This is a genomic window from Campylobacter sp. 2018MI13 (assembly GCF_018501135.1).
In the GTDB taxonomy this organism is placed as follows: Bacteria; Campylobacterota; Campylobacteria; order Campylobacterales; family Campylobacteraceae; genus Campylobacter_E.
Map to the genome: position 1 here is coordinate 1 of NZ_JAHCZC010000045.1, position 14,850 is coordinate 14,850.

The window sequence follows — 14,850 nt, forward strand, 5'->3', positions numbered from 1 at the left end:
ATTAAGACCTATTAGAAGACTTAAAAGACAAATTACAAAATTTGCTAGTAATGATTTAGATAATATAGAAAATATAAGCAAGGGTAATGATGAGATTTCTCAAGTTTCAGATGCTTTTTATCAAGCTATTAAAAAAATTAAAGATTTAAATACTTCAAGACAATTTTTTTTAAGAAATATAATGCACGAGCTTAAAACTCCAATTACAAAAGGTAGGATTACAGCTGAAATGCTAGAAGATACGAAATTTAAGCAAAGACTTATAAATGTATTTGATAGAATGGTTATTTTAATAGATGAATTAGCCGCAGTAGAGCAAATCACAAGTGGAGTTGCAAAAAATCCAAAGAAAATTTCAATTAATCACATTTTTAATGAAGCAAAAGAAATGTTGCTTTTAGAAAATGAAAAAATTAATATTATAAGTGATAATACTTTTGTAGTTTATGTTGATTTTAAACTATTTACAACTGCAATTAAAAATTTATTAGATAACGCTATTAAATATTCAGATGATAATGCTGTAAGAGTTATAATTTGCCATGAAAGTATAAAGTTTTATAACAAAGGTAAAAAATTAGATAAAAATATTGAGTATTATTTAGAGCCTTTTACTCAAGGTGGTAATAAGAGTTCAAATTCTTTTGGCTTGGGGCTTTATGTTGTAAATACGATTTTAGAAGCTCATAAATTGAAATTAAATTATAACTATGATAATGGTTATAATATTTTTGCTATTACTAATCTTGATAATATAATCAAAGAAGAAAAAACTCAAGAAAAATAACTTTTATTAACTTTAAAAAAGCTAAAATACCCGCTTATTTCACACACACCAATCCTTATTTGTTGCAACGCTAGTTGTATTTGGGTGTGGAGGTAAAAACAATTTTTTAAGGAGAAACCTATGGTTACAATGAGAGATTTATTAGAATGTGGTGTGCATTTTGGGCATCAAACAAGACGCTGGAATCCTAAAATGAAAAAGTTCATTTTTGGTGAGAGAAAAGGTATTTATGTAATTGATTTACAAAAAACAATTAGATATTTTAGATATACATACAATATCGTTCGTGATGCAGCAGCAGAAGGTAAAACAATTTTATTTGTTGGAACTAAAAAGCAAGCAACAGATGCTATTAAAGAATATGCAATTAAATGTGGAATGCCATATGTAAATCACAGATGGTTAGGCGGTATGATGACAAACTTTGAAACTATTCGCCAATCAATTAGAAAACTTGAAGTTATTGAAAGTATGCAAGAAGATGGAAGCATTAATTTATTAACTAAAAAAGAAGCATTAATGCTAAATCGTAAAAAAGAAAAATTATTAGATTATTTAGGCGGTATTAGAGACCTTAAAACTCGCCCTGATATGATTTTTGTAATTGATACAGTAAAAGAAAAAATTGCAGTTGCAGAAGCAAATAGATTAAAAATCCCAGTAGTAGCTCCAATTGATACAAACTGCGATCCTGATGTTGTAGATTTTCCTATCCCAGGTAATGATGATGCTATTCGTTCAGTTCAATTATTCTGCCAAGAAATGTGCGAAGCTATATTAGAAGGTAAAGCTTTAAGAGAACAAGATGGTGAAGTAGTTGAAAGAGCAGAAGTTAGTGAAGATGAAAAACAAGAAGTATTAGAAGAAGCTATGATGGAAGGGGAAATGTAATGGCAGAAATTACAGCAGCTATGGTAAAGGACCTGCGCGAAAGCACAGGTGCTGGAATGATGGATTGTAAAAACGCACTTAAAGAGTGTGATGGAGATATGCAAAAAGCGGTTGAATACTTAAGAGAAAAAGGCTTAAGTAAAGCTGCTAAAAAAGCTGATAGGCTAGCAGCTGAAGGTTTAATTGGTGTTAAACTTTCAAATAATTTAGCAAGTTTAGTAGAAATCAATTCAGAAACTGACTTCGTTGCTAAAAATGATAAATTTATAGATTTAGTAAATAAAACAGTTGAGCAAGTTCAAGTTAGTGGAGTTTGCGATGTTGAAAGTTTATTAAATAGCAATATTGATGGGGCTAAATTTGAAGATTATCTAAAAAATCAAATCGCAACTATTGGAGAAAATTTAGTTGTAAGAAGATTTGCTACTTTAAAAGCAAATGATAATGAAGCTTTAAGTGGTTATTTACACACAAATGGTCGTGTAGGTGTTATCGTTAAGGCTAAATTTAATAATGCTGCTAATAAAGCAAAAGTTGAAGAATTTTTAAAACAACTTTGTATGCATATTGCAGCTATGAAACCAAGTGTTTTAAGCTATAAAGATTTAGATAAGGAATTTGTAGAAGCTGAATATAGAGCTTTATGTGCTGAACTTGAAAAAGAAAATGAAGAATTAGTTCGCCTTAAAAAGCCACTTCATAAAATTCCACAATTTGCAAGTAGATTACAAATTACTGATGCAGTTTTAAAGAAAGCTGAAGAAGATATAAAAGCTGAATTAAAAGCTCAAAATAAACCAGAGCAAATTTGGGATAAAATTGTTCCTGGTCAAATGGCTAGATTTATAGCTGATAACTCAATTTTAGATTCTCGCCTTACATTAATGGGACAATTTTATGTAATGGATGATAAAAAAACTATAGAGCAAGTTATTGCTGATAAATCAGCTGAATTAAAAGATGAATTGGTAATTGAAAGCTTCGTAAAATATGAAGTTGGCGAAGGCTTAGAAAAGAAAAACGAAGATTTCGCAGCAGAAGTTGCAGCTCAAATGGGTAATTAATGTTAAAAGCAAGCGGTATTGGTAAAAAATACGATGCCGTTTTATTTAACAATTTAAATTTAACTTTAAATCCGCAACAAACTTTAGCCGTCTTAGGCAAAAGTGGTTGCGGAAAATCTACATTATTGCATATTTTATCAACACTTTTAGCACCTGATAGCGGGGAAGTCTTTTATAAAGATAAGAATATTTATAAACTTAGCGAAGATGAAAGATTATTAATAAGAAGAAATGATTTTGGAATTATTTTTCAGCAGCATTATCTTTTTAAAGGATTTTCAGCTTATGAAAATATTGAATTAGCAAGTGTTTTATCAAATAATAAAATAGATGATGAGATAATTAATTTTTTAGGTATTAAAGAAATTCTAAATAAAAAAGCTAACGAATTAAGTGGCGGAGAGCAACAAAGAGTAAGTATTGCTAGAGTTCTTTGTAAAAAACCTAAAATTATTTTTGCTGATGAGCCAACTGGAAATCTTGACCCAACAAATGCAAAAATAGCTATGAAATTATTAATTGATTATGTTAAATTAAATAATTCAGCCTTATTTTTAATTACTCACGATGAAAATTTAGCTTTAATGTGTGATGATATTTTAAGGATAAATAATGAGTAAGTTAGTTTTTTTAAGTGGAGCTGGTCTTAGTGCACCATCTGGCTTAAGCACTTTTAGAGATAATGATGGTTTGTGGGAACAATATGATTTAGATATAGTTTGTAATTATCAAACTTGGATTAAAAATTTTAATTTAGTTCATGAATTTTATAATAAAAGAAGACTTGAATTAAGAAAAGTTAAACCTAATAAAATGCACGAAAAAATTGCTGAAATATCAAAGCGTTTTGAAGTTATTAATTTTACTCAAAATGTTGATGATTTATTAGAGCGTGCAGGGTGTGAAAATGTAATTCACTTGCACGGAAAATTATTAGAATTACACTGCACTAATTGTAACGATATTACTAAGCTTAATTTAAATGATGATTTGGAATTTAAATTTGAAAATTGTAAAAAATGCCAAAGTAAATTAATTAAACCTAGTGTGGTGTTTTTTGGAGAACAAGCGCCATTTTATACTGATTTATATTCAACATTTTATAATCTTAATGAAGATGATTTGGTGGTTATCATAGGAACAAGTGGTGCAGTTATTAATATAAATTATTTATTAAGGTTTGCAAAATCTAAAAACATATTAATTAATTTAGAAAAAAATAAATATATAAATGAAGCTTTATTTTCTCATATTATTTATAAATCTTGTGATGAATGTATAGATGAATTAGAGCAAATTATTCAAGAATGGAACTCGTAAGATTATTTAGTGAGCAAAACATAGTTTTGTTTATGCTATTACTTGCTAGAATGAGCGGACTTTGCTTGTTTTTTCCATTTTATTCGCATTTACAAATTCCTGTGGTTATTAAGTCTAGTTTTGTTATTATTATGACTTTTTTTTTCTATCCATTAGCACATACTAATATAACGCCAAATTATTTAGTTATTGCTCTTATAACTGAGCTTTTGTTAGGACTTGTTGCAGGTCTTTGTTTGCAGCTTACTTTTACGATTTTACAAATGAGTGGAGAACATATTAGTTTTATTATGGGTTTTTCTATGGCTAGCGTGCTTGATCCAAATACTGGTGCAAATACTCCTATCATTGGTCACTTTATTTCTCTTATTGCATTACTTTTGTTTTTAGCTTATGATGGACATCATTTGGTTTTGTTATTTTGGGCAAAGAGTTTAAATGGTATTGCTTTAGGTGATTTTGCTTTGCATGATGGTTGGTTTAGACAGATAATGAATGAGACTAAAGACATATATTTAATTGGTCTTAGCCTTGCGTTTCCAATAATTGCTATATCAATGCTTAGTGATTTTGTATTTGGTTTGCTTATGAAAACAATGCCACAATTTAACCTTTTAGTGGTAGGCTATCCTATAAAAATAACGATAGCATTTATTGTTTTGATGACAATTTTAGCTACAATCTTGTTTTATTTTAAAGAATTGGTTTTAAAAGTGTTTTTACAACTTGAACTATTTGTAAGTTAGGAAGGTATAATGAATGCAATATTAATTAATAAAAATCCAGCAATTTCAAGATTAATAAGCCTTAGTTTGCAAAAATTAAATATTACTTATAAAGAAATAAATAATTTAGAAGAGCTTGAACCTTGTGATATTATTATAGCTGATAATGAGTGTGAAGTTGATATTAAATTATGTCAACAAATGTCTAAAAAACTAATTCTTATATTAGCAAAAAATGAAACAAGTAATGATGCAATAGTTATTCATAAACCATTTTTACCTACTGATTTTATAGATTTGATAAATAGTTTTAAAGACGAATTAAAAGAAGATTTTAATACTAGCGATTTAGATAATATTGATTTATTAAGTGATGATATTGATTTGGAAGAATTTAAAATAGATAATATCACTGATTTAGATAGTTTAGACTTGAATGATTTTGGTAATAGTTTAGGTTTGGAAACTAAGCTTGATTTAGATAATGCTGATGAATTAAATTCTATAGACGATTTTAACATAGATAATATTGAAGAACTTGATAATTTAAATAACGATGAATTATTGCAAGATTTAGATAGTTCTAATGATTTAACTTCTTTAGATGATGAATTATTGCAAGATTTAGAGAATTTAGATGATGTTGATAATAAATTTAGTGAAGAATTGGATAATATTGAAGAACTTGATAATTTAAATAATGATGAACCATCTCAAGGTTTAGATGATATTAATAATGAATTAGATGAGAATTTAAATACTCTTGATGATTTAAATTCTTTAGATGATGGATTAGATACGAAATTATCTGATTTTAATGAAGATGGGAATTTAAATAATGATGAATTATCACAAGATTTTGATAGTTCTAATGATTTAACTTCTTTAGATGATGAGTTAGCACAAGATTTAGATGATACTAATGATGAGTTAGATGAGAATTTAAATACTCTTGATGATTTAAATTCTTTAGATGATGAATTAGATACGAAATTATCTGATTTTAACGAAGATGAGAATTTAAATAATGATGAATTATCGCAAGATTTGGATACTTTAAGTGATATTGAGAATTTAGATGAATTAAGTAATGCTATTGTTTTAGAAGAAGATTTAAAAACTACGAAAGATATAGATGATTTAGAAGAGAATTTAAATAATGATTTAAATTTAGATGATTTGAATAATATTGATGAATTTTCATTACCTGAAAGTTTTGAAGAATTAAGTAGAGATTATCAAGATTTATTGCAAGATGATATTGATTTTACAAGTTCAAATGATTTAGAAGAAAATATAAACGATAGTTATGAAGATGATAATTTTAAAGAGTTAGAAGATGATTTAAATACAGAAATAACAAATGATTTTGATGTTGTTACGGGTGATTTAGATGTAGCTGAAGATATGAAAGATGATTTTATTGATAGTGGTTTAGAAGAAGAATTTGAAGATGTGAAAGAAGATTTGAATGTTAATAATCATTTAGAAGATATTCAAGATAATGAATTAGGTTCTTTAGCTGCTTTTGATGATATTAAAGATGATATTGAAGATATTCAAGAAATTGTAGGAGATGAAAAAGTGAGTGATTTTGATGATTTAAATGAAATTGAAATTAAAAAAGCGTTAGGGGAGGAAGTTGTAGAATTATTAGACAATAATGAAGATATAAAAGAAAAAAATAATGATTTTACTAATAGTATAGAAGCAAATGTTGATGATGACATTAGTGAAGTTAGCGAAAATGTTACAAAAGCAGTAAATCAAGCTATTATCAATAGCACAAAAGGCACGAAAAATCGTATAAAAGATATAAATATATCAATTAATATAAGTTTTAAAGATTAATTATGGCAGGAATTTTATTAATATCAGGCCCAAGTGGTGCGGGCAAAAGCACACTATTAGAGCGTTTAGCACAAGATTATAATGATTTTTACTTTTCAATATCAGCAACCACTAGAGCTCCTAGAGCAGGAGAAAAAGAGGGTGTAAATTACTATTATTTGACCCACGAAGAATTTGAATTAGGAATTAAAAATGATGAATTTTTAGAGTATGCTAATGTTCATGGGAATTATTATGGAACGCCATTAAAACCAATTTATGACGCTTTAGAAAATGGTAAAAATGTTATTTTAGATATAGATGTTCAAGGCTTTAGAATAGTAAAAGATAAATTAGGTAAAGATTTTTTATCAGTTTTTATAAGTCCTGAGAATGAAAAAGTATTAAAAGAACGCCTTGTTTCTCGTGGCACAGAAAATCCTGATGTAATTGCTAAAAGACTTCATAATGCAACTGCTGAAGTTCAAGCTATTGGAAGATATGATTTTTTTATTATAAATGATGATTTGGAAAAAGCTTATAAAGAGCTTAAATTACTTTACCAAGCAGCAAACTTAAAAGTGTTAAATAAAGACATTAAAAAATTTATTTCAGAATGGAAAAAAGGAGAATAATATGGGAATAGGTAGTGGATGGCACTGGATTATTGTTTTATTAGTAATCATTTTATTATTTGGTGGTAAAAAATTACCAGAACTTGCAAAAGGCTTAGGAAAAGGTATTAAAACATTTAAAAAAGAAATGGCAGATGATACTACTGCAAAGCCTGTGAATGAAATTGATGAATTAGCTGATAATACTAAAAAAACTGAAGCTAATGAAGTAAAAAGCGAGCAAAAAGCCTAATGCTAAAGGAAAGTATTAAAGAGTATTTATCAAAAGTATTAGAATGCGAATTTAGTTTAGAAAGTCCAAAAGATAGAAATTTAGCTCATTTTGCAATGCCTTGCTTTAGCTTTGCAAAAGAGCTTAAATTAGCCCCAAATAAAATTGCAGCAGATTTTGCAGAAAAATTGAAAAATTGTGAGATTTTTAGCAGTGTTGAAGCAGTGAATGCTTATGTCAATTTCAAATTATCAAATGATTTTTTAGATAAATTATGTAAAAATGCTTTAAATAACCCAGAAGATTTTGCAAAAAGTCCTAAAAAAAATTATAAAATCTTGCTTGAATATGTAAGTGCAAATCCTACAGGACCACTTCACATAGGGCACGCAAGGGGTGCTATTTATGGAGATAGTTTAAATAAAATTGCAAAACATTTAGGCTATACATTTGATACAGAATATTATGTAAATGATGCAGGTAATCAAATAGATTTATTAGGCGAAAGCGTTATTTTAGCTATAAGAGATTTTGTTTTAAAAGAAAATGTTGAATATCCTGAAAGCTTTTATGGTGGCGAGTATATGCAAGAACTTGCTAGGATTTTTTATGATAAATTTAAAGATGATTTTATAAATAACAAAACCAAAATAGCAAGTTTAGCTAAAGATGAAGTCTTAAAAGAAATCAAGCAAACTTTAGCAAATGCTAGAATTAAGATTGATAATTATGTAAGCGAAACTGCTTATTATCCAAAGCTTGAAGAAACTTTAGAAAAATTAAAAAAAGCCGAAGCAACATATTTAAAAGATGATAAATTATATTTAGCATCTACAAAATATGGAGATGACTTAGATAGAGTTATCGTGCGTGAAGATGGTAGGGGGACTTACTTAGCAGCTGATATTGTTTATCACGATGATAAATTAAGTAGGGGATATGATAAAGTTATTAATATATGGGGAGCTGATCATCACGGCTACATTGCTCGTGTAAAAGCTGCTATGAGTGCTTTAGGGCACGATGCTAATAATCTTGAAGTAATCCTAGCTCAAATGGTTAATTTGCTAAAAAACGGACAACCTTATAAAATGAGTAAAAGAAAAGGTAATGTAATTTTATTTAGCGATGTTTTAGATGATATTGGCGTAGATGCTTTAAGATATATTTTTATAAGTAAGCGTTGTGATAGTCCGCTTGAGTTTGATGTAGATGAGTTTAAAAAGCAAGATAATTCAAATCCTATTTTTTATATAAACTACGCACACGCAAGAATTCATCAAATATTTGCAAAAGCTAATAAAAACTTTAATGATGTAATTAATGTTAGTTTAAGTAATTTTAAAGATGAAAATGCACTTAATTTATTATTTGATGCTTTAGCTTTAAATGATGTTTTAGAAGACGCTTTTAATAGCAGAACTCTTTCTAAATTATGCGATTATTTAAAACAAATCGCAAGTTCATTTCATAAAATTTATAATGAAACTAGAGTTGTTGGACATGAAAACGAAGAGCAATATTTAAAAATATTTGCTCAAGTTGCTTTATGTATAAAAACAGGTTTTAGCTTAATTGGTATAAATGCAGTAAGTAGAATGGAAAAAGAGTGAGTAAAAAACACAATAAATCCCCAGAGCAAGTAGCTTTGGGGGTAAATAAAATTTATAAAAGTAAAAAAATAGAAAGTTATGTAGTATTAGTAGTTTTAGCATTTTGTTCTTATGCTATTGGTGAATTAAGCTTTTTTAAGAACTTTGGAATATCAGCTTTAATAATTGCCGTAATTTTGGGAGCTGTTATTGGAAATTTCGCACATCATAATGTAAGCTTATTAAAAAAAACAGGTGCTTTAGGAGTATGCACTAAGCAGATTTTAAGACTAGGGATTATTCTTTATGGTTTTAGAATTTCTTTAAGTGATATTGAAAGCATTGGTTTAAGTGGAGTTGGACTTGCTTTTTTTATAGTTTTTTCTACATTTTTTATTGGCTTATTAATAGGAAAATTATTAAAAATAGATTTTTTACAATCAGCATTAATTGCTAGTGGTTCTAGTATTTGTGGAGCTGCTGCTGTTTTAGCTAGTGAGAGTGTGCTAAAAGGTGGTTCGGCAAGAGTTGGTATAGCAGTTTGCACCGTAGTTGTGTATGGTTGTATTGGAATGTTTGTTTATCCATTGGTTCAAAATCTATTTGATTTAGATGGTAGATTATTTGGCTTTTTAGTAGGCGGGACTTTACACGAAGTTGCACACGTTGTAGGAGCAGGTTCTAGTATAGGAGTTGATGGGGCAAATTCAAGTATAGTTATAAAAATGGTAAGAGTTTTAATGCTTGTTCCGTTTTTATTAATGCTTAGTTTTGGATTTAAAAAAGAAGAAAAAAAAGGCAATTTCTTAAATCAAATTCCTTGGTTTGCTTTAGGATTTTTACTAGCTTGTGGCATATCAAGTTTGCCTATTTTAAATACAGAATATGCTTTAAATGTTATAAAGCCTAATATTGCTATTTTTGATACATTTTTATTAAGTTTAGCAATGGTGGCACTTGGAGTAAATATTAGAAAGGATATGTTAAGCAAAGCTGGTCTTAAGCCATTTATTATGGCAGCAATTTTATGCGTATGGTTAGTGGTTGCAGCTTATGTTTATATAAAGGTGTTTTGTTAATGAGAGCAGAATGGCAAAAATGTGAATATATATTATTAGCATTACCTCATAAAGATAGTGATTGGTCGCCTTATTTAAATGAGATTTTAAATTCTTATTTAGAATTTGCAAAAGCTATTACAAATCATTGTAAGGTGCTTTTAGTTCATCACGAAAGTGCAAATCTTGATGAGTTTAAAAAGTTAAATAATATAGAGTTTTATTGTTTTAATACTAATGATACTTGGATTAGAGATTTTGGTCCAATTGATAATAATTTGGATTTTGTTTTTAATGCTTGGGGGAATAAATTTAGTTCTAATTTAGACAATGCTTTTAATGAAAATTTGTTTAAAAATTATCTTAAAAAAGACCTAAATAAAATTGATTTTATTTTAGAAGGTGGTAGCATTGATACTAATGGCAAGGTATTATTGACAACTACTGAATGTTTATTAAACGATAATAGAAATCAACAAAGCAAAGAAGAAATAGAAAATACACTTAAAAAATATTTAAAAGTTCAAGAAGTTTTATGGCTTGAAAATGGTGTAATTATAGGTGATGATACGGATTCTCATGTGGATACTTTAGCTAGATTTATTGATGAAAATACTATCGCTTATAGTTCTTGCGAAGATGAAAATGATGAAAATTACGCTAGTTTAAAAGCCTTAGAAGATGAGCTTAAAAAAACTAAATATAATCTAATCTCACTACCAATCCCTAGCCCAAAACATTATAATGGCAAAAGATTAGGCTGCACTTATGCTAATTTTGTGTTTGTAAATGACGCTTTAATAGTGCCTTGTTATGATGATAAAAATGATGAATTAGTAAGACAAAAATTACAAAAAGCTTTACCTAATCATAAAATTATTTTAGTAAATGCCTTAGTCTTCGTAAGGCAAAATGGTTCATTACATTGTTCTTGTATGAATATATTTGAAGAATAATTTTATTTTCATAATTACTCTTTTTAATTAATTTTTTAATTTATAATAAAATTTTTATTTTAAAAACAAGGGGTAATTATGAAAAATATTTTAGATTTAGTAGGCAATACACCAGTAGTTAAACTCAATGCTTTAACAAATGATAAGATGGCTCAAGTTTATGTAAAACTTGAGAAATTTAATTTAAGTGGTAGTGTAAAAGATAGAGCTGCTTTAGCTATGATAGAAGAAGCTAAATTACAAGGAAAATTAAATTCTAATTCAATCATTTTAGAGCCAACTAGTGGAAATACAGGTATTTCTTTAGCGTTGATTGCTAGATTAATGGGCTATAAAGCTTGCATAGTAATGCCTGATACTATGAGTAAAGAAAGGCGAGATTTAATAAAAACTTTCGGAGCTGATTTAATTCTTACGAGTGGAAAAGATGGTATGAAAGGTGCTATTAATAAAGCTTTAGAATTAGCAAAGAGTGATAATAGATATATAATCTTACAACAATTTGAAAATCCAGCAAATACAAAAGCGCATTATACGAAAACAGCAGAAGAAATCATAAAAGAATTTAAAACTCTTGATTATTTTGTAGCAGGAGTAGGCACAGGCGGGACTATTAGTGGTGCTGGTAAGAGATTAAAAGAGCATTTTAAAGATATTAAAGTAATAGCAATAGAGCCAGAGCAATCTCCAATGCTTAGTAAAAATACAGCAGGAGCGCATAAAATTCAAGGAATAGGGGCTGGATTTGTTCCTGCTATTTATAATGCTAGTGTGGTTGATGATATTGTTTGTGTAGATGAAGCTGATGCAATTAATATGGTAAGATTATTAGCTAGTAAAGAAGGATTATTATTAGGAATTTCATCTGGTGCTAGTATATTTGCAGCCTTAGAGTTGGCAAAAACTTTACCAAATGATAAAAAGATTTTAGCAATAGCTCCTGATGGCGGAGAAAAATATATTTCTATGGGGATTTTTGATGTTTGATAATTTAAAATATGATTTAGAAAATATTTTAAAAAACGACCCAGCAGCAAGAAATAAATTAGAAGTTTTTTTATTATATCCTGGTGTACATTCTGTGTTGTTTCATCGTTTAGCGCATTTTATGTATAAGAAAAAATTATTTTTTATAGCTAGATTTATATCTCAATTTTCAAGATTTTTAACAGGTATAGAAATACATCCAGGAGCAATAATTGGCAAAGGCTTATTTATTGACCACGGAATGGGAGTTGTGATTGGAGAAACGACTATTATAGGAGATAATGTTACTATTTATCACGGGGTTACTTTAGGTGGCACAGGTAAAGTTAGTGGTAAAAGACATCCTAGTATTGAAGATGGAGTAATAATTGGAGCAGGTGCTACTATCTTAGGCAATATCACAATTGGTAAAAATGCAAAAATCGGTGCGAATGCTACTATTTTAAAAAATGTATCGCCAAATACAACAATGGTAGGAACTATAGGAAAGGAAATAATCAAGAATATAAAATAACTAGAATTTGATAATATCTTGAAAACTTATAAGGATAAAAATATGTTAAAAATTGGTTTAGTATCACAAAAATATAGCGAAAATATGAGAGAAATCACAAAAGCAAAGATTAAAAATGTTGCTAAAAAAGGTGCAAAATTAGTAATTTTACAAGAATTACACCAAAGTGCTTATTTTTGCCAAGTGCAAAATACTAATAATTTTGACCTAGCTAGTGATTATGAAAATGATTTGATTTTTTGGAGCGAAGTAGCAAAAGATAATAATATCGTATTAGTTACATCTTTATATGAAAAACGCCTAGAAGGTTTATATCACAATACCGCTATAGTTTATGAGAGTGATGGAAGCATTGCAGGAAAATATCGTAAAATGCACATACCTGATGATCCGCATTTTTATGAGAAATTTTATTTTACTCCAGGTGATTTAGGTTTTCGTGCGATTGATACAAGCGTAGGAAAATTAGGAGTTTTAGTATGTTGGGATCAGTGGTATCCTGAAGCTGCAAGACTTATGGCTTTAGATGGAGCACAGATTTTAATATATCCTACAGCTATTGGTTGGCTTTATGAAAACGGCGTTAGCGATGATAGTGAAACTATGCAAGACCAATTAAATGCGTGGCTAGGTGTTCAAAGAGGACACGCAATAGCTAATTGTTTGCCTGTTGTGGGGGTAAATCGTGTTGGTTTTGAAGATGTAAGTCTTAGTGGCGAAAGCAGCATTACTCAAAATGAGAAAAAACATTTTATAAATAACAATGAAACTACTAAAAATGGTATTGATTTTTGGGGTAATAGTTTTGTATATGATGCACAAGGTAAAGAGCTATTTAGAAGCAATGAAAGCGAAGAGCTTGAAGTAGTAGTTGCTATAGATATGAAAAAATGCGAACAAATAAGACGCTGGTGGCCGTTTTTAAGAGATAGAAGAATAGAACATTATTCTAATCTAACAAAAAGAGCTATAAAAGAATAAATCATTTTGGAATTTAATTAGGAATTAGCATCAAGCTAATTTCTAATTGCTAGGATATTTTATGGCTTTTAAAAACGCAATTATTGATGATAGACTAGATAAAAAATACTCACTTTCTTATATCTACGGAGAACATACTAATAGTTGGTATGGCAGACAACATCATAAATTTCCTTATGATTGGTATATTGTAATAGATGAAGAATTAGACTGCTGGTTTATGAATTGTATGTATTTTGATGACCCTGAGCTAGACCATGCAAAGCTTAATAAATCTTTGTGGATTTTATATTATAAAGGCGAACATATAAGGATAATTTTAGATTATGATATCAAACAAGAGATTGATAATGTAGTTTATAATAGAGTTTATAAAATTCTTTCTATAAAAGATAATAAAACATTAAGTGAAAAAGAAATAATAGCCTTATTAAGAGAAATATTAGCTGTTTATAAATGGAATGGAAGCTTAAATAATGATAAAGAATTTAAAGCATATATAATAGATGAAGTGTTTGAAGATATTTTGTAAAAAAAATTAAATCATTTTAAAAATATAAAGGATAAAAATGTTTTATAAAGAATGTGAGCTTTGCTCTTGTAAGATTTCAAAATTAAAATTATATACCTATAAAAAGGATTTAGGAATTTATACTTTAAAATGTCCTAATTGCAATGCTTCTTATGGATTGAAACTTAAAGTATATTTTGTAATGATTTATGCTATTTTGAATGAGATTTTAGGATGGACTGCGTTTTTGCTACCATTTTTTTGTGTGTTTTTATGCAGTGATTTTGTGAGTAAGAATGTTGCTTTTTTAATCTTTGTATGGCTTGTATCTTTTTTAGGTATTGGGCTTTTTGTGGTAATACTTGAGCATTATTTAAATTTATTTATATTTTCTAAATTTGTTTTAATTGATGATAATGAGAAGTTAGAAGTTAAAAAAACTAGATTAATTAAATTAAAAGATTTTTTCATAAAGCTTATAAAAAGATGAAAATATTTTATAAAGAATGCGAGTTTTGCTCTTATAATATTTCAAAGCTAAAATCATTTTCTTATAAAAAAGACTTAGGTATTCATACCTTGCAATGTCCTAATTGCAAGGCTTTATATATTTTAAAAGGCAAAATATCAAGATTAAAAATTAGCGAAATGATAAATATTATTTTTGGTGTGTTAGATTTTAGTATTGCATTTTTGATAGCTAGGGCTTTTGTTTATGATAATATTTTAATTTTTATAATTTTGTTTTTCTTAGTTTTTGTGATTTTATCTTTTATATTCTCTATTAT

The 14,850-nt window shown here is 28.0% G+C and carries 18 protein-coding genes; all 18 read left to right on the plus strand.

The genetic code is table 11. The features are described from left to right. Nucleotides 1-787, plus strand: a 787-nt coding sequence (locus KJQ99_RS05815; RefSeq protein ID WP_214150252.1) for an ArsS family sensor histidine kinase, incomplete at its 5' end; no start/stop codon positions are given. Between the two features lie 120 nt (nucleotides 788-907). Next, nucleotides 908-1,678 carry a 30S ribosomal protein S2 gene (gene rpsB / locus KJQ99_RS05820; protein ID WP_214115740.1) on the plus strand — a complete coding sequence of 257 codons (771 nt, stop codon included), beginning with the start codon at nucleotides 908-910 and terminating at the stop codon, nucleotides 1,676-1,678. After that, complete coding sequence (tsf, locus tag KJQ99_RS05825) at nucleotides 1,678-2,742, plus strand: translation elongation factor Ts (RefSeq protein ID WP_214120153.1); 1,065 nt, start codon at nucleotides 1,678-1,680, stop codon at nucleotides 2,740-2,742. The genes rpsB and tsf overlap by 1 nt, the downstream gene beginning before the upstream one ends. Next, entirely contained in the window at nucleotides 2,742-3,362 is a 621-nt protein-coding gene (locus KJQ99_RS05830) for an ABC transporter ATP-binding protein (RefSeq protein WP_214120152.1), read from the plus strand. Before tsf ends, KJQ99_RS05830 begins: the two co-directional genes overlap by 1 nt. Then, a complete protein-coding gene (locus KJQ99_RS05835) occupies nucleotides 3,355-4,062 on the plus strand; it encodes an SIR2 family NAD-dependent protein deacylase (RefSeq protein WP_214150253.1) in 708 nt (235 codons plus the stop codon). Before KJQ99_RS05830 ends, KJQ99_RS05835 begins: the two co-directional genes overlap by 8 nt. Next, nucleotides 4,050-4,808 carry a flagellar biosynthetic protein FliR gene (gene fliR, locus KJQ99_RS05840; protein WP_214115736.1) on the plus strand — a complete coding sequence of 253 codons (759 nt, stop codon included), beginning with the start codon at nucleotides 4,050-4,052 and terminating at the stop codon, nucleotides 4,806-4,808. Before KJQ99_RS05835 ends, fliR begins: the two co-directional genes overlap by 13 nt. Before the next feature lie 9 nt (nucleotides 4,809-4,817). After that, nucleotides 4,818-6,638: a hypothetical protein gene (locus KJQ99_RS05845; RefSeq protein WP_214150254.1), complete on the plus strand. Its 1,821-nt coding sequence runs from the start codon at nucleotides 4,818-4,820 to the stop codon at nucleotides 6,636-6,638. Between the two features lie 2 nt (nucleotides 6,639-6,640). After that, nucleotides 6,641-7,252 carry a guanylate kinase gene (gene gmk / locus KJQ99_RS05850; protein ID WP_214115734.1) on the plus strand — a complete coding sequence of 204 codons (612 nt, stop codon included), beginning with the start codon at nucleotides 6,641-6,643 and terminating at the stop codon, nucleotides 7,250-7,252. A 1-nt stretch (nucleotide 7,253) separates the two neighbouring features. After that, complete coding sequence (tatA, locus tag KJQ99_RS05855) at nucleotides 7,254-7,484, plus strand: twin-arginine translocase TatA/TatE family subunit (protein ID WP_214115733.1); 231 nt, start codon at nucleotides 7,254-7,256, stop codon at nucleotides 7,482-7,484. Further along, nucleotides 7,484-9,076, plus strand: a complete 1,593-nt coding sequence (argS, locus tag KJQ99_RS05860) for an arginine--tRNA ligase (protein WP_214120148.1) — start codon at nucleotides 7,484-7,486, stop codon at nucleotides 9,074-9,076. The genes tatA and argS overlap by 1 nt, the downstream gene beginning before the upstream one ends. Then, the gene (locus KJQ99_RS05865; RefSeq protein WP_336614975.1) at nucleotides 9,073-10,134 is read left to right on the plus strand and encodes a YeiH family protein; all 1,062 of its coding nucleotides are present in this window, start codon (nucleotides 9,073-9,075) and stop codon (nucleotides 10,132-10,134) included. The genes argS and KJQ99_RS05865 overlap by 4 nt, the downstream gene beginning before the upstream one ends. Then, nucleotides 10,134-11,069 carry an agmatine deiminase family protein gene (locus KJQ99_RS05870; protein ID WP_214120147.1) on the plus strand — a complete coding sequence of 312 codons (936 nt, stop codon included), beginning with the start codon at nucleotides 10,134-10,136 and terminating at the stop codon, nucleotides 11,067-11,069. The genes KJQ99_RS05865 and KJQ99_RS05870 overlap by 1 nt, the downstream gene beginning before the upstream one ends. 78 nt (nucleotides 11,070-11,147) lie before the next feature. After that, nucleotides 11,148-12,056 carry a cysteine synthase A gene (gene cysK, locus KJQ99_RS05875; RefSeq protein ID WP_214150255.1) on the plus strand — a complete coding sequence of 303 codons (909 nt, stop codon included), beginning with the start codon at nucleotides 11,148-11,150 and terminating at the stop codon, nucleotides 12,054-12,056. Next, entirely contained in the window at nucleotides 12,049-12,570 is a 522-nt protein-coding gene (epsC, locus tag KJQ99_RS05880; RefSeq protein WP_214120146.1) for a serine O-acetyltransferase EpsC, read from the plus strand. Before cysK ends, epsC begins: the two co-directional genes overlap by 8 nt. A gap of 42 nt (nucleotides 12,571-12,612) precedes the next feature. After that, nucleotides 12,613-13,551 (plus strand): carbon-nitrogen hydrolase, encoded by a 939-nt coding sequence (locus KJQ99_RS05885; protein ID WP_214115728.1) that lies wholly within the window; start codon nucleotides 12,613-12,615, stop codon nucleotides 13,549-13,551. Nucleotides 13,552-13,612: 61 nt separating this feature from the next. Further along, nucleotides 13,613-14,083, plus strand: a complete 471-nt coding sequence (locus KJQ99_RS05890) for a hypothetical protein (RefSeq protein WP_214150256.1) — start codon at nucleotides 13,613-13,615, stop codon at nucleotides 14,081-14,083. 37 nt (nucleotides 14,084-14,120) lie between these two features. Then, nucleotides 14,121-14,552, plus strand: coding sequence for a hypothetical protein (locus KJQ99_RS05895; protein WP_214150257.1), 432 nt, complete (start codon nucleotides 14,121-14,123; stop codon nucleotides 14,550-14,552). After that, nucleotides 14,549-14,850: hypothetical protein (locus KJQ99_RS05900; RefSeq protein WP_214150258.1), on the plus strand; the 302-nt coding region annotated here is incomplete at its 3' end. The genes KJQ99_RS05895 and KJQ99_RS05900, both read left to right, overlap by 4 nt.